General features: G+C 74.7%; 16 protein-coding genes and 1 pseudogene. 5 read left to right on the plus strand and 12 right to left on the minus strand.

From position 1 onward, the window contains the following. Nucleotides 1-36: 36 nt before the first annotated feature. Together XF36_RS17110 and XF36_RS17115 are read right to left on the minus strand one after the other, a co-directional pair. Nucleotides 37-906, minus strand: coding sequence for a serine protease (locus XF36_RS17110; RefSeq protein ID WP_238588932.1), 870 nt, complete (start codon nucleotides 904-906; stop codon nucleotides 37-39). Nucleotides 907-1,070: 164 nt separating this feature from the next. Then, nucleotides 1,071-1,964: an AAA family ATPase gene (locus XF36_RS17115; protein ID WP_060712764.1), complete on the minus strand. Its 894-nt coding sequence runs from the start codon at nucleotides 1,962-1,964 to the stop codon at nucleotides 1,071-1,073. 99 nt (nucleotides 1,965-2,063) lie between these two features. Between XF36_RS17115 and XF36_RS17120 the strand changes: the two genes are divergently transcribed. From XF36_RS17120 to XF36_RS32520, 5 genes and pseudogenes are all read left to right on the plus strand, one after another. Next, nucleotides 2,064-4,175, plus strand: coding sequence for a RecQ family ATP-dependent DNA helicase (locus tag XF36_RS17120; RefSeq protein WP_060714775.1), 2,112 nt, complete (start codon nucleotides 2,064-2,066; stop codon nucleotides 4,173-4,175). Nucleotides 4,176-4,234: 59 nt separating this feature from the next. Further along, the gene (locus XF36_RS17125) at nucleotides 4,235-4,669 is read left to right on the plus strand and encodes a nitroreductase/quinone reductase family protein (RefSeq protein WP_060712765.1); all 435 of its coding nucleotides are present in this window, start codon (nucleotides 4,235-4,237) and stop codon (nucleotides 4,667-4,669) included. A gap of 63 nt (nucleotides 4,670-4,732) precedes the next feature. Then, nucleotides 4,733-4,993: pseudogene (locus XF36_RS35700) on the plus strand (AfsR/SARP family transcriptional regulator); the annotation flags it as partial. Between the two features lie 253 nt (nucleotides 4,994-5,246). After that, on the plus strand, nucleotides 5,247-7,196 hold the full coding sequence (locus XF36_RS17135) for a BTAD domain-containing putative transcriptional regulator (protein ID WP_060712767.1): 1,950 nt from the start codon (nucleotides 5,247-5,249) through the stop codon (nucleotides 7,194-7,196). Nucleotides 7,197-7,280: 84 nt separating this feature from the next. Continuing rightward, nucleotides 7,281-7,649, plus strand: coding sequence for a hypothetical protein (locus tag XF36_RS32520; protein WP_168169534.1), 369 nt, complete (start codon nucleotides 7,281-7,283; stop codon nucleotides 7,647-7,649). A gap of 38 nt (nucleotides 7,650-7,687) precedes the next feature. Here XF36_RS32520 and XF36_RS17140 read toward each other — a convergent pair whose 3' ends face one another. From XF36_RS17140 to XF36_RS17185, 10 genes are all read right to left on the minus strand, one after another. Continuing rightward, the gene (locus tag XF36_RS17140) at nucleotides 7,688-8,941 is read right to left on the minus strand and encodes a methyltransferase domain-containing protein (protein ID WP_060712768.1); all 1,254 of its coding nucleotides are present in this window, start codon (nucleotides 8,939-8,941) and stop codon (nucleotides 7,688-7,690) included. 25 nt (nucleotides 8,942-8,966) lie between these two features. After that, nucleotides 8,967-10,079, minus strand: a complete 1,113-nt coding sequence (gene proB / locus XF36_RS17145; protein WP_060712769.1) for a glutamate 5-kinase — start codon at nucleotides 10,077-10,079, stop codon at nucleotides 8,967-8,969. Nucleotides 10,080-10,086: 7 nt separating this feature from the next. Continuing rightward, nucleotides 10,087-11,586, minus strand: coding sequence for a GTPase ObgE (obgE, locus tag XF36_RS17150; RefSeq protein WP_060712770.1), 1,500 nt, complete (start codon nucleotides 11,584-11,586; stop codon nucleotides 10,087-10,089). A gap of 118 nt (nucleotides 11,587-11,704) precedes the next feature. Beyond that, the gene (gene rpmA / locus XF36_RS17155; protein WP_020624745.1) at nucleotides 11,705-11,962 is read right to left on the minus strand and encodes a 50S ribosomal protein L27; all 258 of its coding nucleotides are present in this window, start codon (nucleotides 11,960-11,962) and stop codon (nucleotides 11,705-11,707) included. A gap of 12 nt (nucleotides 11,963-11,974) precedes the next feature. Next, nucleotides 11,975-12,280: a 50S ribosomal protein L21 gene (rplU, locus tag XF36_RS17160; RefSeq protein ID WP_020624746.1), complete on the minus strand. Its 306-nt coding sequence runs from the start codon at nucleotides 12,278-12,280 to the stop codon at nucleotides 11,975-11,977. 180 nt (nucleotides 12,281-12,460) lie between these two features. Next, on the minus strand, nucleotides 12,461-15,880 hold the full coding sequence (locus XF36_RS17165; RefSeq protein ID WP_238588933.1) for a translation initiation factor IF-2 N-terminal domain-containing protein: 3,420 nt from the start codon (nucleotides 15,878-15,880) through the stop codon (nucleotides 12,461-12,463). Nucleotides 15,881-16,052: 172 nt separating this feature from the next. After that, a complete protein-coding gene (locus XF36_RS17170) occupies nucleotides 16,053-16,862 on the minus strand; it encodes a TIGR03936 family radical SAM-associated protein (protein WP_193394041.1) in 810 nt (269 codons plus the stop codon). 41 nt (nucleotides 16,863-16,903) lie between these two features. Next, nucleotides 16,904-18,391 (minus strand): amino acid permease, encoded by a 1,488-nt coding sequence (locus XF36_RS17175; RefSeq protein WP_060712772.1) that lies wholly within the window; start codon nucleotides 18,389-18,391, stop codon nucleotides 16,904-16,906. A 162-nt stretch (nucleotides 18,392-18,553) separates the two neighbouring features. Beyond that, nucleotides 18,554-19,102 (minus strand): GNAT family N-acetyltransferase, encoded by a 549-nt coding sequence (locus XF36_RS17180; protein ID WP_060712773.1) that lies wholly within the window; start codon nucleotides 19,100-19,102, stop codon nucleotides 18,554-18,556. Next, a complete protein-coding gene (locus tag XF36_RS17185) occupies nucleotides 19,095-21,056 on the minus strand; it encodes a TIGR03960 family B12-binding radical SAM protein (RefSeq protein WP_060712774.1) in 1,962 nt (653 codons plus the stop codon). Before XF36_RS17185 ends, XF36_RS17180 begins: the two co-directional genes overlap by 8 nt. Nucleotides 21,057-21,149: the final 93 nt, after the last annotated feature.

Here is a 21,149-nt window from a genome sequence, read left to right on the forward strand (position 1 = left end):
GGGTGCACCGCGGTCCCACACCGCGGGAGCTTCCGCCTAGAAGGCGGGGTCGATCGGCACCGGCTGCGGGGTGAAGGGGCGGTCGCCCTCGACCAGGCGCAGTGCGCCACCGAGACCGCCGGGGCCGTTGGCGTAGTCGAGCATCTTCCGCAGGTCGCTGATGCCGTTCGTGCCGGGCGCCGGGGCCAGGTTCAGGGTCGAGAGCACACCGAGGGCGCGGCCGTCGGCGGTCAGGTAGCCCGAGCCGGAGTCACCGGGCACGCCCGGCGGGACGGTGATCACGGTGTGTGTCCAGCCGCCACCCGCGGTGCCGGTGGAGGTGCCGGTCTTGGGCCGCAGTGCACGCACGCCCTGGCGCAGCGAGGAGTTGCCGTAGCCGTAGACGACCCCGCCGGTGGCGACGCCGTCGGCCACCCCGGTCGGGCCGCCGTAGAACGGCACCGCGGGGCTCGTGCGCGCGGCGTCGTCCGGGGCGAGCTCGACCAGCGCGAAGTCGTTGAACAGGCAGGTGTCCGGGTCGGTCTCGCCCCGCTCCTGCATGCTCAGCCAGGAGGAGTAGGCGAGCCGGCCCGGTGCGGTGGCGCCCTCGACCTCGACCGGGGTGCCGAGCGGCAACGAGTCCGCCTCGCACCCGTCCACGTCGGTGGAACTGCCGGTGCCCGCACAGTGTGCGGCCTGCCCGAGGTAGGTCGCGGACCCGTCGGTGAACACGAAGTTCGCGGTGCACTGGGCCCCCTCGGACCCGGTGCGGGTCATGACACCCGGGTGCACGTCGATGTCCGGTGCCCCGTCCTGCGCCGACGCGGTGCCGGCGGTGGCGAGCCCGACCGCGAGCACGGCGCCGGCGGCCAGTGCGGCGCGCAGGAGACGGCGGGCGGTACGGGACGGTTCCGGGAGGGCGGTCATCGGTGGGCCTCCGGTCGCTGGGGAGCGTGTACCCGGCACAACTCGCGCCACCCGTCCCGGTTACGCCCGGCAGGCCGATCGATCCGATCTTCACTCCATAGGGGCGAGGACCTTGACGGCCGATCAGCGGTACGGCATTGGACCGTTCAGCACAGGTGCGCCGTTCAGTTCAGCCGGAGCTCGGCGGCGGCCTTGTCGGCGTCGGAGCGGTGCTTCAGGACGACACCGAGGGTGGCGCGGACGGCGTCGTCGTCGAGGGTGTCGAGGCCGAGCGCGAGCAGGGTCCGGCCCCAGTCGATCGTCTCGGCGACGCTCGGGGCCTTGCGCAGCTCCATCGCCCGCAGCACCCGCACGGTGCGCACCAGGGCGTCGGTGAGCTGCTCGGTCAGCTCCGGGACGCGGGTGAGCACGATCCGGCGCTCCAGGTCGGCGTCGGGGAAGTCCAGGTGCAGGAACAGGCAGCGGCGCTTGAGCGCCTCGGACAGCTCACGGGTGGAGTTCGAGGTCAGCAGCACGAACGGGCGCCGGTTCGCGGTGACGGTGCCCAGCTCGGGTATGGAGACCTGGAAGTCGGACAGGACCTCCAGCAGGAGGCCCTCGACCTCGACGTCGGCCTTGTCGATCTCGTCGATCAGCAGCACGGTCGGGTCGGTGCGCCGGATCGCGGTGAGCAGCGGCCGCGGGAGCAGGAACTCCTCGGAGAACACGTCGTCGCGGGTGGCGTCCCAGTCCGCGCTGGCCTCGCCGCGCTGCCCGGCGGTGATCCGCAGCAGCTGCTTGGCGTGGTTCCACTCGTAGAGCGCCCGGGCCTCGTCGATGCCCTCGTAGCACTGCAGGCGCACGAGCCCGGACCCCGTCGCCGCGGCGACGGCCTTGGCCAGCTCGGTCTTCCCGACCCCGGCGGGGCCCTCGACCAACAGCGGCTTGCCGAGCCGATCGGCGAGGAACACCGTCGTCGCGACGGCGGTCGAGGCCAGGTAGCCCGCGTCGGCGAGCCGGGCGGTCACGTCCGCCACGGAGCCGAAGACCGGGCGGTGGGCAGGGCTGTCGGACGACACGCGATCATCCTGCACGCCCGGACCGCCACGCGTCGGACGGGTGGCCCGGTTCACATCCCGGCGGCCCGCGTCGGATCGTTGTCGGGGGTCGGGTCCACCATGGGTGCCGTGACCACCGCATCGAGCACCGACCTGCGCGAGCGCGCGGAGACCGTCCTGCAGCAGCTGGCCGGGCCGCGGGCCCGGCTGCGCGAGGACCAGTGGACCGCTATCGAGGCGCTGGTCGCCCAGCACCGCCGGGCCCTGGTCGTGCAGCGCACCGGCTGGGGCAAGTCCGCGGTCTACTTCGTGGCCACCGCGCTGCTGCGTGCCCACGGCGCCGGCCCGACGGTGATCGTGTCACCGCTGCTGGCGCTCATGCGCAACCAGATCGACGCCGCGATCCGCTCCGGGATCGTGGCGGTCACGGTGAACTCGGCGAACGCCGACGAGTGGGACGCGGTCTACGCCGACATCGCGAACGGGGACGTCGACGTGCTGCTCGTGTCCCCCGAGCGGCTCAACAACCCCGACTTCCGCGACCGGGTGCTGCCGAAGCTGGCGGCGAGCGCCGGGATGCTGGTGGTCGACGAGGCGCACTGCGTGTCCGACTGGGGCCACGACTTCCGGCCGGACTACCGGCGGCTGCGCACGCTGATCGCCGAGCTGCCGTCGGGGATCCCGGTGCTGGCGACGACGGCGACGGCGAACGACCGGGTCGTCACCGACGTGTCCGAGCAGCTGGGGATGGGGCACGACCAGCAGGACACGCTGGTGCTGCGCGGGTCGCTGGACCGCGAGTCGCTGCGGCTGGCGGTGGTCCGGCTGCCGTCCCCGGCCCGGCGACTGGCGTGGCTCGCGGCGAAGCTCGACGAGATGCCGGGCGCCGGCATCATCTACACCCTCACCGTCCAGGCCGCGGACGACGTGGCCGAGTTCCTGCGCGAGCGCGGGGTCGCGGTGCGCTCCTACTCCGGGCGCACCGATCCCGAGGACCGCCTGGCTGCCGAGTCCGACCTGATGGAGAACCGGGTGAAGGCCCTGGTCGCGACCTCGGCCCTGGGCATGGGCTTCGACAAGCCCGACCTCGGGTTCGTCGTGCACCTCGGGGCGCCCGCCTCGCCGGTCGCCTACTACCAGCAGATCGGCCGCGCCGGTCGCGCGCTGGACCGGGCCGAGGTGGTGCTCCTGCCCGGCCGCGAGGACCGCGACATCTGGGCCTACTTCGCGTCGCTGGCGTTCCCGCCCGAGCCCCTGGTCCGCCAGACCCTCGCCGTGCTGTCGGACCGGCCCCAGTCCACCGCGTCGATCGAGACCCGCGTCGACCTGTCCCGCACCCGGCTGGAGATGCTGCTCAAGGTCCTCGACGCCGACGGCGCCGCGAAGCGGGTCAAGGGCGGCTGGATCGCCACCGGCCGGGAGTGGGTCTACGACACCGAGCGCCACGAGCGCGTGAACGCCGCCCGCCGTGCCGAGCAGCAGGCGATGCTCGACTACATCGCGACGACCGAGTGCCGGCTGGTGTTCCTGCGCCGCCAGCTCGACGACCCGGACCCGACGCCGTGCGGGCGCTGCGACACCTGCACCGGCACCGTCTGGTCCGACGAGGTGTCCGCCGACGGCGAGCAGGCCGCCGCCGAGCGCCTGGCCCGGCCCGGGATCGAGGTGGCACCACGGAAGATGTGGCCGTCCGGGATGAGGGACATCGGGGTCCCGCTCTCGGGGAAGATCGCCGCGGGCGAGCAGGCCGCCACCGGCCGGGCGATCGGACGGCTGTCCGACATCGGGTGGGGCACCCGGCTGCGCGAGCTCGTCTCCGGCGGCGACGACCCGGTACCGGCCGACGTGCTCGACGCGCTGGTCCGGGTGCTCGCCGGGTGGGACTGGGAGCAGCGACCGGTGGGTGTGGTCGGGATCGGCTCGCGGACCCGCCCGCACCAGCTCGACCACCTCGCCCGGCGGATCGCCGAGATCGGCAGGCTGCCGCTGCTCGGCACCCTCTCCCCCGTCGGCGAGCGTCCCGCGGCGGCGGAGAACTCGGCCCGGCGGCTGGCCGCGGTGTGGGAGGGGCTCGACGCCGCCACCGTGCCGGACCTGTCCGGGATCGACGGGCCGGTGCTGCTGGTCGACGACGTCGTCGACTCGGGCTGGACGATGACCGTCGCCGCGCGGGCGCTGCGGCGGGCCGGGGCGCCGGAGGTGCTGCCGCTCGTGCTGGCCGTCGCCGGGTGAGGTCTCCCGTGGAGGACGACGCCCGCCGACCGAGCCCTACCCGTCGGTAGGCTCGGGGCATGAACCCGCCCGACTTCGCACTCAAGGCCATGAACGCGGGCCATCGGCTGCTGATCCGGCTGACCGGCGGGAAGATCGGCCACTCGGCGATGGGGATGCCCGTCGTCGAGCTGACCACCCGTGGCCGACGCTCCGGTGAGCCGCGCACGGTGCTGCTCACGGCCCCGCTCCACGGCGACGGGAAGTACGTCGTCGTCGCCTCCCGGGGCGGCGACGACCGCCACCCCGCCTGGTTCCTCAACCTGCGTGCCGACCCGGACGTCGAGGTCGCCGTCCAGGGCGGCCCACGGGTGCCGATGCGCGCCCGGATCGCCGACCCGGCCGAGCGGGCGACGCTGTGGCCGCAGGTCACGGAGCGGTACCGCAACTACGCCGGCTACCAGCGCAGCACCAGCCGGGAGATCCCGCTGGTCCACCTGGAGCCGCACGGCTGACCGGCCGCGCATCATCAGGGCAGATGATTCCGGGGACCCGGATCACCTTCGTAGGGTCGGCACATGCCCGGTCCTGCCGTGCCTGTGGAGGCCGTCCCCCCGCAGGCGGCCCCACCGCAGCTCTCGGTCCTCGGCGGTGTGCGGGCGCGTCGTGACGGCGAGGACCTGGCTCTCGGTGGGCCGCGCCCGCGGGCCCTGCTCGCCGCACTCGTCGTCGCCGCTGGGCGTCCGGCCACCGAGGACCTGCTGATCGACGCCGTCTGGGACGGGGAGCCCGCCCCGGCCGCGAAGCAGGCGCTGCACACCTACGTCGCCCGGCTGCGGGCCGTCCTGGAGCCCGGACGTACGGCCCGCGGGGCCGCGACGGTGCTGGTCCGCGGCAGCGGCGGCTACTCCCTGGCCGTGCGACCCGAGCAGGTCGACGTGTGGGCGATGCGGGAGCTCGCCGCCCGCGGTGCCACCGCGCTGGCACAGCGACGTCCGCACGAGGCGGTGTCGGTGCTGGACCTCGCGCTCGCCACCGGCGACGGCACCCCCCTTCGGCGACCTCGCCGACCGTGCCTTCCTCGCGGCCGAGGTGGCCGCGCTGACCGAGCTGCGCGCCGGGATCCGCGAGGACCGGGCCGCCGCCGCACTCGCCACCGGCGAGGACCTGACGCTGCTCGACGAGCTGGCCGCGCTCACCACCGAGTTCCCGCTGCGCGAGCGCGCGTGGGCGCTGCGGGCCCGCGCGCTCTACCGCACCGGGCGCCGGGCCGACGCGCTGGCCGTCCTGCGGACCGCGCGGGACCTGCTCGCCGAGGAGCTCACCGCGCAGGGCGCCGGCCAGCTCCCCGCGGCCCTCGCCGACAGCTCAGGCCTGCTGGTGCTCGACAACTGCGAGCACGTCCTCGACGCGGTCGCCGAGCTGCTCACGACGCTGCTGCCCGCCTGCCCCGGGGTGCGGGTGGTCACGACCAGCCGCGAGCCCGTCGACCTGCCGGGGAACAGCTGCGGGAACTCGCGCCGCTGTCCCCCGCCGCGGCCGAGCAGCTGTTCCTGGACCGCGCGTCGGCCGCGGCACCCGGCGCCACACCGACCGGCGACGACCGGGCGCTCGTCGCCGAGGTCTGCGCCCGGCTCGACCGGCTCCCGCTGGCCGTCGAGCTGGCCGCCGCCCGCAGCCGCACCCTGTTCGGTCGGGGAGATCGCGGACGCCCTCGACGACCGGTTCTCCCTGCTCGTGGTGGCCGGCCGGGGCAACCCCGCCCGGCACCGCAGCCTGGAGCGCACGATCGCGCTGTCGGTCGACGACCTCGACCCGGCCGACCGTCGACTGTTCGCCGCGCTGTCGGTGTTCACCGGCGGGTTCGACGCGGCCGCGGCCGCCGCCGTCGTCGGGGCGCCGGTCCGCGACGGGCTGGCCACCCTCGTCGCGAAGTCCCTGGTCGGCGTCGCCGCCGGTGCGCCGGGACCACGCCGGTTCGCGCTGCTGGAGACCCTGCGGGCCTTCGGCGACACCCTGCTCGACGACGCCGGGCGGGCCGCTGCCCGCACCGCGCACCGACGCTGGGTCCTCGACGTCGTGACCGTGGCCGACGCCGCGTGGCTCGGCCACGACGCGGCCCGCTGGTTCGGGCGGGTCCGCGCCGAGCAGCCGAACGTCCGGGCCGCCTTGGCCGACGGCCGCACCGCCGCCGTCGACGACGCGCTGCGCCTGGCCGGGGCGCTGGCGGCGGCCGGGCCGGACGCCGACCCGGAGGCCGTCGGGCTGGCGCACGTCGCCTCCGGACCCCTGCGCTACCTGGCCGGGGACCCGGCGGGCGCGGCCGCCGACGTCGCGGCCGGGCTGGAGCGGGTGGCCCCGGCCCGGCACCCGACCAAGGTCGCCCGCGGGCTCGCGTTCCGCGCCTACCTGGCGGCGGCGACCGACCCGGCGGCCGCGCAGGCCCTGCTGGGCGAGGCGCTCGCGGTGTCGCGCGCCGCCGGGGACGGCCCCGGTGAGTCCGAGACGCTGATGGCCGCCGGGCACCTCGCGCGGCTCGGCGGGGACACCGCGACGGCGCTGGACGTGCTCCGGTCGGCGGTGGCCGTCGCGCGGCGGGCCGGGCACGGGTTCGCCGACGGGTCCTCGCGCTGGCACCTGGTGAAGACCCTGCTCGACCGCGGTGACGCGGCCGCCGCCCTGGACGAGGCGGAGTCGCTGGTGCGGTTCCTCGGCGGCGAGCCCGACGTGACGTCCTGGCTGGTCGCGACGCACACCCTCGCGGGCGCGCTGGGGCAGTCCGGGGACGGCGTACGGGGTGCCCGGCTGCTCGGGGCGGTGTCCGCGATCGGCGGCGAGGTCGGCTACCGGCCCGAGGAGATGGACCCGCAGGACTCCGAGCGCGACGTCGCCCTGGTCCGGGCCGCCCTCGGCGGGTCCGCCGAGCGGTACGCGACCGCGTTCACCGAGGGTGTCGCGGGTGGGCGGGCGACGGTCGCCGCGGTCCTCGACGAGCTCGGCGACGGCGACGGCGCCGCCCGGGCCGTGGGCCGCAGCGCCTGAGCCGGCCCCCGAGGACGAGGCCGCCCGGTCTCCCCCGGAGCCCGCCGCGGGGGCCGCCGGCACACCCCTGCAAGGCCGCTGCGAGTGAGCTGCCAGTGGTCCACCGCAGAATTCGGCGGTGTTCGCCCCACCCGCCACCCGGTCCGCCGGGGCCATCACCCGAGGAGACACCGTGAACGCCGCCCTGCGCGCCCTCGCCCGGCTCGGCCTCGCCGCCGCCGCGACGACCACCGTCCTGTTCGGCACCACGGTCTGCAGGACACCGTCGGCTCGCTCGTCGCGCAGAACGCCGGCGTCCCGATCGACGCCACCACCTGCGACGGCGACCTCGCCCCCGCCACCGGCCAGGCCGTGGGCTGCCGGGTCACCTCCGGCCAGGACTCGATCGACGTCCGCGCCACCGTGACCGAGATCCAGGGTGGCCTGGTCAACTTCGACGTCGAGCAGGTCTGAGCCGTGCGCTCACCCGGTCGGCCCACGCCGGGGCCCGCTCAGCCCCCGGCGTGGGCCGGACCCCAGCGCAGGGTCAGCCGGGTACCCGCACCGTCCACCAGCACCTCGCCCGGCCCGGCCCCGGGCGCTCCGGTGGCACTGGTGGCGCTGTCGGCGCCGTCCCGGGGATCGGCGAGCGACGGGACGACCGCCTCGATGCGCAGGTCCGCCGCGTGCGGCCGGCCCGCGTCGACCCACCCCGCGATCAGCCCGGCCAGCCGCTCGGCGGCGAGGTCACCGTCCGGCCCGCAGGCCCGCACCGTCGCCTCCGGGGCCGCCAGCAGCACCGCGCACCCGTCGCCGGCGACCAGGCCCAGCGTCGCGCGGACGCCACCGAGGTCGAACAACGTCGGCGCGGCCCCGCCCTCGGCCGGGCCGAACAGCCGCACCACCCCCGGGTCGGCGACCGCGGCCCACAGCCCGAGCCCGTCCCACAGGTCCGCCACCGTGCCCGCCGCGGCGACGGGCCGGGCGGTGCCCTCGCCGGTGGTCGCGCGGGCCAGTGCCCGCGGGTCCGGGTCGTCGGCGTCGTCGGAGCCACAGGCGGGCTGCACCCGCCACCGTCCGTCGGGCAGCGAGACCTCGGCCCCCTGGTCCGCACCCTCCCCGCGCAGCCGGACGAACGCGCAGCTGCGCACCGAGCTCGACCGCAGCCGCCCCGGGGCGGTGTGGACGAACGCCACCGACAGCTGGCTGCCGCGGACCGTGAGCGGCAGCAGCAGCCGGCCGCCGGGCGCGAGCTGGGCGACCCACTCCGGCCGGACGCCGGTGGAGCCGACCGTCAGCTCGATGCGGTCGTAGGGCGCCCCGGGCGGGTACCCGAGCGCCCCGTCCCCGGCGACGACGTCGACGTCGTCGAACCCGGCGGTGTCCAGGTTCGCCCGGGCCCCGGCGACCAGGTCGTCGTCGATGTCGAGGGTGGTCACGGCTCCGTCCGGGCCGACCAGCTCAGCCAGCAGAGCCGCGTTCCAGCCGGCCCCCGCGCCGACCTCCAGCACCCGGTGCCCCGGCCCGGCGCCCAGCTGTTCCAGCATGATCGCGACCATCGACGGCTGGGAGACCGAGCTGACCGTCACGCCGTCGTCGACCTTGATCGGGACGGCGACGTCGGCGTAGGCCTCGCCGGGATCGAGGGCGGGCAGGAACAGGTGGCGCGGCACCGTCTCCAGTGCCGCGCGGACCGCGGGGGTGCGCACCCGGCCGGCGCTGACCAGGGACGCGACCAGCGCGGAACGGGCGCGGTCGGCCGACATGCGGGCATTGTGCCCCTGCCGCCGCCTAGAGCAGAACGAGGTCGTCCGCGTGGACGAGTTCGCGCCGCTGTTCGGGGGGCAGCTCGCGGCTCCGGCGGCCGATCATGTGCGGCAGCTCGGTCGCGTCGTAGGACACCACGCCGCGGGCGATCGGGCGGCCGTACGGGGCGCGGAGCTCGACCACGTCCCCCGCGACGAAGTCGCCGGAGACCCCGTGGACACCCGCCGCGAGCAGCGAGCGACGCCGCTTCCGGACGGCCTCGACCGCGCCGTCGTCGAGGTCGAGGGCCCCGCGGACGTCGGCGGCGTGCCGCAGCCAGAATCGGCGGGCGCTCATCCGGGTCCCGGCGGCGCGGAACACGGTGCCGACCTTCGGCCCGTCGTCGGTGCAGGCCAGGGCGTCGGCGATCCGGTCGGCGGCGGTCAGCAGCACCGGGATCCCGGCGGCCGACGCCATCGCGGCCGCCTCGACCTTGGTGGCCATGCCGCCGGTGCCCAGCCCGGACCCGGGACGGGTGACGCTGACCCCGGCGAGCTCGGCCGGGTCGTCGACCTCGGAGATCAGCGACGTGCCGGGGTCGCGCGGGTGGCCGTCGTAGAGGCCGTCGACGTCGGAGAGCAGCACGAGCGCGTCGGCGCCGACGATGTGCGCGACGAGTGCGGCGAGCCGGTCGTTGTCGCCCACCCGGATCTCGGCGGTGGCGACGGTGTCGTTCTCGTTGACCACCGGCAGCGACCCGAGCTGCAGCAGCCGCTCCAGCGTGCGCTGGGCGTTGCGGTAGTTCGAGCGGCGGATCATGTCGTCGGCGGTGAGCAGGACCTGCCCGATGCCCTGCCCGTGCCGGGCGAAGGACGCCGAGTAGGCGTGGGCGAGCAGCAGCTGCCCGACCGCCGCGGCGGCCTGCTGGGTCGCGAGGTCCCGCGGCCGCCTGCGCAGCTGCAGTGGCGCGAGCCCGGCCGCGATCGCCCCCGAGGAGACGAGCACCACCTGTGTGCCGGCGGCGCGGCGCCCCATCAGGGCGTCGACCAGCGCGTCGAGCCGGGCCGGATCGAGCCCGCCGGTCAGACTCGTCAGCGACGACGACCCGACCTTCACCACGATCCGCTTCGCGGCACCCAGCGTGGCGCGCGTGCTCACGCCGGTCTCACTCCTCGATCTCGTGATCCGAGGAGTAGCGGGCGCCCGCGGCGAGCTCGGCGTCGGACAGGTGCGCCCGGCGCGCCACCCGGGCGCGCTTGCGCTCGGCGGCGCCGACCCGCTCGTTGCCCTCCAGCCGGATGTCGGTGCCGCGCCCGGTGAGCAGGGCGGCGACGCCGGCCGGGGTGGACGGCTCCCAGTCGAAGGTGACCTGGCCGATGGTGACCGGGCAGCCGGGGACGGCTCCGGCCTTGGCCAGCGCCTCCTCCACGCCGAGCCGGGCGAGCCGGTCGGCGAGGTAGCCGACGGCCTCGTCGTTCTCGAACGCGGTCTGGCGGATCCACCGCTCGGGGCGTTCCCCGCGCACGATGAACCCGCCGTCGAGCTCCGGGTCGGGTGTGATGGTGAAGCCGGTGTCGTCGACGGCGCGCGGGCGCAGCACGATCCGGCTCGGCTCGGCCTCCGGGCGCGCGGCGCGGGCCGCGGCGACCCGCTCGGCCATCGCGAAGCTCAGCTCGCGCAGCCCGGCGCGGGACGCGGTGGAGATCGCGTACACCGGCCAGCCGAAGCGCTCGGTCAGGTCGTCGCGGACCATGTCGACCAGGTCGGCGGCGTCCGGGACGTCGATCTTGTTGAGCGCGACCAGGCGCGGCCGCTGGTCGATCCGCTCGCCCAGCGCGCTGGTGCCGAGCGCCTCGGCGTAGTGCGCCAGCTCGGTCTCCAGCGCCTCGATGTCGGACACCGGGTCGCGCTCGGTCTCGAAGGTCGCGCAGTCCACGACGTGCACCAGCACCGAGCAGCGCTCGATGTGGCGCAGGAACTCCAGGCCGAGGCCACGGCCCTCGGCGGCGCCGGGGATGAGGCCGGGGACGTCGGCGACGGTGAAGGTGTCGTCGCCGGCGCTGACCACGCCGAGCTGCGGCACGAGGGTGGTGAACGGGTAGTCGGCGATCTTCGGACGGGCCGCGGACAGCGCCGCGACCAGCGAGGACTTGCCCGCGCTGGGGAACCCGACGAGGCCGACGTCGGCGAGGCTGCGCAGCTCCAGGGTCAGTTCGACCTCGTCGCCGGGCTCGCCGAGCAGCGCGAAGCCCGGTGCCTTGCGGGCGGCGGAGGCCAGCGCGACGTTGCCGAGCCCGCCCCGTCCGCCCTCGGCGGCGACGAACCGGGTGCCGACCCCGACCAGGTCGGCGACGACCTCGCCATTCGCGTCGAGCACGACGGTGCCGTCGGGCACCCGCAGCTCCAGGTCCGGGGCGTTGGCGCCCTGCTTGAACGCCCCCTGCCCCTGGGTGCCGTTCTTCGCCTCCGCGCGGGGGCGGTGGTGGTAGTCGAGCAGCGTGTGCACGCCCGCGTCGACGACGAGCACGACCGAGCCGCCCCGGCCGCCGTTGCCGCCGTCGGGGCCGCCGAGCGGCTTGAACTTCTCGCGGTGTACCGAGGCGCAGCCGTTGCCCCCGGCACCCGCGGTCGCGTGCAGCACGACGCGGTCCACGAACCGGGACATGACGGTGCTCCTGTCGGTGTCGTACCGCGGCGGGCCGCGGTGGGTGGTGACACGACGAACGGCGGGCCCCCCGTTACCGGGGTGACCCGCCGTCGGCGTCGCTGTGCTGGCGGGTCGCTCAGACCTCGGCCGGCACGATGTTCACGGTCTTGCGGCCGCGCTTGGAACCGAACTCGACGGTCCCGGCGGCGAGGGCGAACAGCGTGTCGTCCTTGCCGCGCCCGACGTTGACACCCGGGTGGGTGGCGGTGCCGCGCTGACGGATGAGGATCTCGCCGGCCTTGACCGACTGGCCGCCGAAACGCTTCACACCCAGGTACTGGGCGTTGGAGTCGCGACCGTTACGGGAGCTGGACGCACCCTTCTTGTGTGCCATGACGCGGGCTCCTTACTTGCCGATCGCGGTGACCTGGACCTTCGTCAGGGGCTGACGGTGACCCTGACGCTTGTGGTACCCGGTCTTGTTCTTGAACTTGTGGATCCGGATCTTCGGACCCTTGGTGTGCTCGACGACGGTGGCCGTCACCGCGGAGGTGAGGCCGCTGGCGTCGGTGGTCACCTGGTCGCCGTCGACGAGCAGCACGGCGGGCAGAATGATCTCGGCGCCGGGCTCACCGTCGAGCTTCTCGACGGTGACCACGTCGTCGACGGCCACCTTGTACTGCTTGCCGCCGGTCTTGACGATCGCGTACATCGCTGACGCACGACTCCTGAACATCGGGGGCGCATCTGGTGCGCTCGGGCTGTGACAGCTCGCGCCGGTCCCGGCGCGCACACCACGGCCCCCGTGCCGAACACTGTCGTGTGCAGAGGCGTGGCTTCTGTCGGTCGAGGTTACGCGACCCCGTCGGAGTGCTCTCCGGCGGGGTCACTGTCACCCTCCGTCCTGGGGCGGACCCGCCGGGCGGGATGCCGCCCGGCGCGAACGGCGGGTACGGGTGACGACCGCGGCGGGCTCCGGCTGCGCGGCGACGGCCGGGACGGCCGCCGTTCCCGCGTCGGCCGGTGTCGCCGTGGCGGCCGGCGGAGTGGACTCCTCCGGTGTCGAGGCGGTCGTGATGACCACCGGCTCACCACCGCGGACCGGGCCGGCGGACCGGCTGGCCCGGCGGCGGCGCGGTGCGGGTGCGTCGGGCTCCGGGGCGGGGCTCGTCGCCGTCGGCTCCGGGGCCACGTCCCGGGCCGGGGCCGCGGCCTGCGGGGCACCGGTGGGCTCGGCGACCACGGGGGCCGGGGAACCGGTCAGCTCACCGCGCGGCTCGGCGACGACGGTCTCGTCGTCGGCCGGTGCGGGTGCGGGCGCGGCGTCGACGGTGGTGGCGGTGTCGGCCGTGGCCGGCACGGAGACCCCGGTGGCTCCGGCGGTCGCGCCGTCGTCGCCCTTCGGGGTGCTGCCCGCGGCGACGGCCGCGACCGCCGCGGCGGCGTCGACGCGCCCGGTGTCGCCGGAGTCGTCCCGGGCACGGTCCCGGCCCTCGCTCCGACCGTCCGGACGGTCGGAGCCGTTGCGGTGGCCGGAGCCGTTGCGGTCGGCCTCCTGGCGGCCGGAGTCACCGTCACCCGGTTCGTTCTGGCCGGAGTCCCCGTTGCCGTTGCCGCCCCGACGCCGCTTGCGGCGTCCGCCGCCCTCGGAGTCGGCGTGGCCACCGTTCCCGGAGCCGCCGTGCCCGTTGCCCGAGCCGTTCCCGTTCCCGTTGCCGTTCCCGGAGCCGTTGCCGTGCTGGGCGCCGTTGCCGGAGCGGCCGTGCTGGTGGTCCGGCCCGGTGTCGGTCGAGACGATGACGCCCCGCCCGCGGCAGTGCTCGCAGGTGGTGGAGAAGTGCTCCAGCAGCCCGCCGCCGACCCGCTTGCGGGTCATCTGGACCAGGCCGAGCGAGGTCACCTCGGCGACCTGGTGACGGGTGCGGTCCCGGGCGAGGCACTCGGTGAGGCGGCGCAGGACCAGGTCCCGGTTCGCCTCGAGCACCATGTCGATGAAGTCGACGACGATGATCCCGCCGATGTCGCGCAGCCGCAGCTGGCGGACGACCTCCTCGGCCGCCTCCAAGTTGTTGCGGGTGACGGTCTCCTCGAGGTTGCCGCCGGAGCCGGTGAACTTGCCGGTGTTGACGTCGACGACGGTCATCGCCTCGGTCCGGTCGATCACCAGCGTGCCGCCCGAGGGCAGCCAGACCTTGCGGTCCAGCGCCTTGAGCAGCTGCTCGTCGATCCGGTACTCGGTGAAGACGTCGGACGGGCCGGTGTGGCGGTGCATCCGGTCGGCGAGCTCGGGCGCGACGTGCTCGACGTAGCCGGACACGGTGTCCCAGGCGTCGGCGCCGGACACGATCAGCTTCGAGAAGTCCTCGTTGAACTGGTCGCGCACGACCTTGACCAGCATGTCCGGCTCCTCGTAGAGGAGCGTCGGCGCCTTGGGCGCGCCGGGGCCGGTCTTGTTCGCCTTCTCCTTGACGACCTCCCACTGCGCCTGCAGCCGGCGGACGTCACGTTCCAGTGCCTCGTGCGAGACGCCCTCGGAGGCGGTCCGGATGATCACACCGGCGTCGGCCGGGACGATCTCCTTCAGCATCTCCTTGAGGCGCTTGCGCTCGGTGTCGGGCAGCTTGCGGGAGATCCCCGCGGCGCCACCGGAGGGCACGTAGACCAGGAAGCGACCGGCGAGGGAGAGCTGCGTGGTCAGCCGGGCACCCTTGTGACCGACCGGGTCCTTGGTGACCTGTACAAGGACCTGGTCGCCCGAGGAGAGCGCCTGCTCGATCTTGCGCGCCTTGCCGTTGAGTCCGGCGGCGTCCCAGTCGACCTCGCCGGCGTAGAGCACGGCGTTGCGACCACGCCCGATGTCGACGAACGCCGCCTCCATCGACGGCAGCACGTTCTGCACACGGCCGAGGTAGACGTTGCCGACCATCGAGCTGCCGGAGTTGCCACCGGTGATGAAGTGCTCGACCAGGATGCCGTCCTCGAGCACACCGATCTCGGTGCGGTCGGCGCGCTGGCGGATCACCATCTGGCGGTCGACCGACTCGCGCCGGGCCAGGAACTCCGACTCGGACAGGATCGGCGGCCGGCGACGACCCGCGTCGCGGCCCTCCCGGCGGCGCTGGCGCTTGGCCTCGAGCCGGGTGGAGCCGCGCACGCCCTGGACCTGGTCGTCGGAGGACGATCCGGAGTCCTGGCGGGACTCGCTGCGGGCCTCGCGGACCCGGGTGACGGTGTTGGGCGGGTCGTCCTCGGAACGGTCCTCGACCTCGGACCCCCCGCGTCGACGACGGCGCCGCCGCCGGCGCGAGCCGCCCGAGGACTGGTCCTCGGAGTCGTCGGAGTCGTCCGAGGAGTCGGAGTCCTCGGAGCCGGCCCCGGTGGACCCGGAGTCCGCCCCGGAGTCCTCGGAGCCGGGGTCCTCGGAGTCGTCGGAGTCGTCGCCGCCGTCCTCGCCGAAGTCCTCGCCGCCCTTGCCGCGGCCACGGCCACGGCGGCCCCGGCGGCGACGACGGCGGTTGCCGTTCTCGTCGTCACCGTCGTCGTCGGAGTCGGGCCGGTCCTCGGCCCGGTCGTCGGCGGAGTCCCCGGCCGGGACGTCCACACGGACCGGGTCACCGGCGTCGCCGGTGCTGTCGGCACTGCCGGTGCCGGCAGTGCCGTCGGTCACGGCGGCGTCGGTCGCGGCGGCGTCGCGGTCCTTGCGGCGACGGCCCTTCCGTCCCTTGCGAGGGGCGCCGTCGCCGGGGCCGTCCTCGGCCTGCTCGGCCGCGGTGTCGCGGCCCCACGCGGGCTCCGGGGTCGCGGCGGGAGCGGCACCCGGGGCGGCCGGGGCCTGGAACATCGGGACAGCGAAGACCGGGGCGAGCGCCGGTGCGGCCGCGCCACGAGCCCGGGCGGAGCCGGTCGTGAACGGGTCGGCGGGGTCCGCGGCGACCTCCGGGCCGGCGTCGGCGTCGGCGTCGGTGCCGCTGTCGGTGGCGCTGTCTCTGTCGGTGGCGCTGCCGGCGCCGAGGTCGAGTGCGGCGAGCACCTCGGTCACCACCGGGTCGGGCGCGTCGGTGACGGCCGGCTCCGGGGCCCGGTCGGCCGACGCCGCGGCGGGCTCGGTGCCCGGACGCAGGGCGGCGACGACCTGCTCGGCCGTCGCCCGGGTGATGCTGGACTGGACACTGCGGACCTCCTGGCCGAGCCCGGACAGGGCGGCGAGGACGTCTCGGCTCGCGGTCCCCAGCAGCTTGGCCAGGGCGTGGACCCGCATCTTCTCCGGCAGCTCGGAGAGCCCGCCGGTGTCACCGGCGGGCGTGTCGTTCACGGACATTCAGCTCCTTCGCCCCCGGGCGCCTCGCGTCGGAGGCGGCCACGCAGGGACCTTGCGCGTACGTTCCGCAGCACGCGCGGGTTGCGCGGTGCGGCACATCTGGTGTCGCTCCCCGATCTCCGGGGATGGTGCTCGACGCCGGACCGGAGGCGGTGCGCCGTCCGGGTCAGGAAGCGTCCGGCCGGGCCCGGGTCACCGGGACCGCACCGAGCGGATCCACCAGGTCGCCCGCGTCGTCGAGCAGGCCCTGCACCAACCGGGTGGCCGTCACCGGTACCGGCGGCGCCAGGTCTGCGACGACGGTGAGCGCGCCCAGTACGTCATCGGGTCGAACGGTCGGTGTCGTCAGCCGTACGACCGCCGTCAGTATCGCACAGTCGGTGACCGGGGACGGCGAACCCGCCGACCCGGACGGGTCACGATCGCCCTCCGGGTCGTTCACCTGCGGTTCGACGAGCAGAGTGACGACGGCCGCACGCACGTCGATCTCCTTGCGGCCGGACGGGGTCAGCCGGGTCACCACGACCGACTCCTGCGCGGTGAACGCCTCGACCGCGGCCCGCACCTCCTCGACGGCGATGCCGCGGACCTCCAGCCGCCAGCGGGCGGCGTCGATCCGGTCGGCCAGCGCCGGCGGGACCGCGGTCGCGGCCGCGACGACGTCGAGCCCGTCGGGCAGCGCCTGGTCCATCGCCGCGCGGACCAGCTCCGGGTCGACCTCGCGGGTCAGGCCCATCTCGACGTACTCGGCCTCGCTGGCCGCACCGGTCGGGGCGGCCCCGACCCAGGACAGCCGCGGATGCGGGCTGAAGCCGTGCGAGTGCGCGACCGGGACGCCGGCCCGGCGGACGGCGCGCTCGAAGCTGCGGGCGACGTCGCGGTGCGACAGGAACCGCAGCCGGCCGCGCTTGGCGAAGCGCAGGCGGACCCGCTGCACCGTCGGGGGTGCCGGGTTCGCCGCCGCTCCTGCCTTCACGCGTGCCACGGCTCGGAGTCTAGAGACCGGGCACGGTCCGGTCAGCCGCGGTGCGGCGGGTGCGGCCGGTCGGCGCGGACCGGGAAGGCTCCGGTGTAGCCCATCCGCTCCTGGGCGGCCTCGCGGACCCGGGTCCGCACCCGGAACCAGCCGATCGTCAGCAGCACCGCCAGCACCGGGATGGAGGCGACGGTGAAGGTCCCGACCGGGTAGTCGAAGCCCATCAGCACCAGCACCCCGAGCAGGAAGACCAGGACCGCGTAGCCGGTCCACGGCGAGCCGGGCAGCCGGAACGAGGGCCGGGTGAGGATCCCGGACTCGGTCATCCGCACGAACCGGATCTGGCAGAGCACGATCGTGGCCCAGCTGGCGAGGATGCCCAGCGAGGCGATGTTCAGCACGATCTCGAAGGCCTGCTCGGGGACCACCGCGTTCAGCCCGACGCCGAGCAAGGTGATCACCGCGGTCAGGCCGATGCCGCCGTAGGGCACTCCCGACTTGTTCATCCGGCCGGTGAAGCCCGGCGCCGACCCGTTCATCGCCATCGAGCGCAGGATGCGGCCGGTCGAGTACAGCCCCGCGTTGAGGCTGGACAGCGCGGCGGTCAGGACCACCAGGTTCATCACGGTGCCGGCACCGGGCACGCCGATCGAGTCGAAGAACGTGACGAACGGGCTGACGCCCTCGCGATAGGCGGTGTAGGGCAGGAGCAGGCCGAGCAGCACCAGCGAGCCGACGTAGAAGAGCGCGATGCGCGCGATCACGGAGTTGATCGCGCGGGGCATCACCTTCTCCGGGTTCTGGGTCTCCCCCGCCGCGGTGCCGACCAGCTCGGTCGCGGCGTAGGCGAACACCACGCCCTGGGTGATGACCACCGCGGCGAGCAGGCCGTTGGGCAGCAGACCGCCGTTGTCGGTGATCACCGAGATGCCGGTCTCGGCGCCGCGGATCGGGAACCGTCCCGCGAGGAACACCGTGCCCACCACCAGGAAGGCCACCAGTGCGATCACCTTGACCAGCGCGAACCAGAACTCCAGCTCGCCGAACAGCTTCACCGAGACCAGGTTCGCCGCCAGCACCACGACCAGGGCGATCAGGGCGATCAGCCACTGCGGGGCGTCGGAGAAGGCGCCCCAGAACTTCATGTAGAGCGCGATCGCCGTCACGTCGACGATGGAGGTGAAGGCCCAGTTGAGGAAGTACAGCCAGCCGGCCACGTAGGCCGCCTTCTCGCCGTAGAACTCGCGGGCGTAGGAGACGAACGACCCCGACGACGGCCGGTGCAGCACGAGCTCACCGAGCGCCCGCAGGATCAGGAACACGAACACGCCGCAGACCGCGTAGACCAGCGCCAGCGCGGGGCCCGCCGAGGCGAGCCGACCGCCCGCACCGAGGAACAGCCCGGTTCCGATCGCACCTCCGATGGCGATCATCTGGAGCTGCCGTTTCCCCAGACCTTTGTGGTAGCCCTCCTCCTCGTGGGAGAAGTCCGGGCGGTTGCTGCCCGCCGGGTCGTGCGTCGTCGCCATGTGGTCCCCCCACGCCGGATCCGGACGCCGTCGCGCCCGGTGCGGCCAGACCCTAGTTCGACGTTTCCCGTGAGATCACGTTCCCCTGTGACCGTCGAGTATCCGATCCGGACACCGCGGGACGGAGCCGACCGGACGGACGCGAACGCGGGGGTGGCCCCCTCAGTCGCCCAGGACCAGCAGGGTGTCGCCGGCCGGCCGGAACCCGGCACGTCGGTAGAACGCGGCGCTGCCCGCGGTCGGGGCCAGCATCAGCCGCCGGTACCCACGGGCCCTGGCGTGGGCGACGACCGCGGCGAGCAGCGCCCGCGGCACGCCGGCCTCGGTGAACGCGGCCAGGACGAAGGCGTTGCCGACCTGCCCGCTGCGCGTGCCGCGGCCACCGGGGCGGGGCATCTGGACGGTCTCCAGCACGTTGATCGACCCGACCGGTGTCCAGCCGGCACGGTCGCTGCCCGCCTCGGCCACCCAGAACGCGCGCCGCGGCTGCTCGACCCGCCACCAGGCGGCGAAGGACTCGGCGAACGAGGGGTCCTCGACGGGCCGCCCGGCGCGCTCCTCCAGCCAGAGCCGACGCAGCCGGCCGAGCGCGGCGACGTCGCGCTCGTCGGCGACCCGGACCCGCAGGCGTCTGCCGCCGTACTCCCAGGACGACCCGTCGGCGCCGGCGAGGGCCGGGTCCGGGATCGAGGACAAGCCGTTCTCAGTCACCCGGGCGTGCGTCCCCGAGCGACCCCGCGGCCGAGGCCGTCGGGTTGACCACGGTCAGCGGCAGCAGGGTGGTCCCGCTGGGGCCGACCTCGATGTCGGTGCCGGTGGACGGGCACACGCCGCAGTCGAAGCACGGCGTCCAACGGCAGTCGTCCTGCTCGCGGCCGGCCAGCGCGTCCTGCCAGTCCTCCCACAGCCAGTCCCGCTCCAGGCCGGAGTCGAGGTGGTCCCAGGGCAGGATCTCGTCGGCCCCGCGCTCGCGGACGGTGTACCAGTCCAGCGACACGCCCTGCGGCTCCAGCGCCTCGGCGGCGGAGTCGACCCAGCGGCGGTAGGAGAAGTGCTCGGACCAGCCGTCGAACCGGCCGCCGTCGCGCCAGACCTTCTCGATGACGGCGCCGACCCGGCGGTCGCCGCGGGCGAGCAGTCCCTCGATCAGCGAGGGCTCGCCGTCGTGGTAGCGCATGCCGATGTTGCGCCCGATCCGCCGATCGGAGTTGACGGCCTCGCGCAGCTTGCGCAGCCGGGCGTCGACGACCTCCGGGGCGCACTGGGCGGCCCACTGGAACGGGGTGTGCGGCTTGGGCACGAACCCGCCGATGGAGATGGTGCAGCGGACGTCGTTGCGCCCGGACGCCTCACGACCCGCCTTGATCACGCGGTGCGCCATGCCCGCGATCTCCAGGACGTCCTCGTCGGTCTCGGTGGGCAGCCCGCACATGAAGTACAGCTTCACCTGCCTCCAGCCCTGGGAGAACGCCTCGGCGCAGGTGCGGATCAGGTCGTCCTCGGAGACCATCTTGTTGATCACGCGGCGGATCCGCTCGGAGCCGCCCTCGGGGGCGAAGGTCAGCCCGGAGCGGCGGCCGTTGCGGGAGATCTCGTTCGCCAGGTCGATGTTGAACGCGTCGACCCGGGTGCTCGGCAGCGACAGCGAGGTGTTGGTGCCCTCGTAGCGGTCGGCGAGGCCCTTGGTGATCTCGGCGATCTCGGAGTGGTCGGCGCTCGACAGCGACAGCAGACCGACCTCGTCGAAGCCCGAGGCCCGCACGGCGGCGTCGACCATCTCCCCGACACCCTGCAGCGACCGCTCCCGCACCGGGCGGGTGATCATCCCAGCCTGGCAGAACCGGCAGCCGCGGAAGATCTCGACACTGGCCCGCTCGTGGACGGTCTCGGCCAGCGGGACCAGCGGCTTCTTCGGGTACGGCCACTCGTCGAGCTCGATCGTGGTGCGCTTCTGGACGGTGGCGGGGACCCGCTCGTCGACCGGGGTGACCGCGGCGATGTGGCCGTCCTCGGCGTAGGTCACGTCGTAGAGCGAGGGCACGTAGCAGCCCGGCGTCGACGACAGCCGCAGCAGCAGCTCCCGGCGCCCGCCCGGGCGTCCCTGCTCCTTCCAGTCGCGCACGACGTCGGTGATGTCGCCGACGACCTCCTCGCCGTCACCGAGCGCGGCGACGTCGACGAAGTCCGCGACCGGCTCCGGGTTGAACGCCGCGTGCCCGCCGGCGACGACGACCGGGTGGGTCTCGTCGCGGTCGCGGGCGTGGAGCGGAATCACCGCCAGGTCGAGCGTGGTGAGCAGGTTGGTGTAGCCGAGCTCGGTGGAGAAGGAGACGCCGAGGACGTCGAAGTCGCCGACCGCGTGGTGGGCGTCGACGGTGAACGACGGCACCCCCGACTCGCGCATCAGGGCCTCGAGATCGGGCCAGACCGCGTAGCAGCGCTCGGCCAGCGCGTCGGCGCGCTCGTTGAGGACCTCGTACAGGATCTGGACGCCCTGGTTGGGCAGGCCGACCTCGTAGGCGTCCGGATAGAGCAGTGCCCAGCGGACGGCCGCGGAGTCCCACGGCTTGACCTGCGAGTTCCCCTCACCGCCGACGTACTGCACCGGCTTGGCGACGCGGGGCAGGATCGGCTCCAGGGCGGGGAAGACGGAGGTGGGTGCCACGCTGCACCAGGGTAGCCACCTCCGTTCGGGACGAACCGGCGGGTCGTGTCCGACCGGACGCGGGGCGGGAGACTTACGCTCGCCTCCCGACCC

This window comes from Pseudonocardia sp. HH130629-09, assembly GCF_001294645.1.
GTDB lineage: Bacteria > Actinomycetota > Actinomycetes > Mycobacteriales > Pseudonocardiaceae > Pseudonocardia.

Excerpts from the sequence above, each read along its gene's own strand:
- XF36_RS17110 (WP_238588932.1), bottom strand. The coding sequence starts at position 906 with ATGACCGCCCTCCCGGAACCGTCCCGTACCGCCCGCCGTCTCCTGCGC.
- XF36_RS17140 (WP_060712768.1), bottom strand. The coding sequence starts at position 8,941 with ATGTCGGCCGACCGCGCCCGTTCCGCGCTGGTCGCGTCCCTGGTCAGC.
- XF36_RS17175 (WP_060712772.1), bottom strand. The coding sequence starts at position 18,391 with ATGGCGACGACGCACGACCCGGCGGGCAGCAACCGCCCGGACTTCTCC.
- rplU (WP_020624746.1), bottom strand. The coding sequence starts at position 12,280 with ATGTACGCGATCGTCAAGACCGGCGGCAAGCAGTACAAGGTGGCCGTC.
- XF36_RS17125 (WP_060712765.1), top strand. The coding sequence starts at position 4,235 with ATGAACCCGCCCGACTTCGCACTCAAGGCCATGAACGCGGGCCATCGG.
- obgE (WP_060712770.1), bottom strand. The coding sequence starts at position 11,586 with ATGTCCCGGTTCGTGGACCGCGTCGTGCTGCACGCGACCGCGGGTGCC.
- rpmA (WP_020624745.1), bottom strand. The coding sequence starts at position 11,962 with ATGGCACACAAGAAGGGTGCGTCCAGCTCCCGTAACGGTCGCGACTCC.
- XF36_RS17120 (WP_060714775.1), top strand. The coding sequence starts at position 2,064 with ATGGGTGCCGTGACCACCGCATCGAGCACCGACCTGCGCGAGCGCGCG.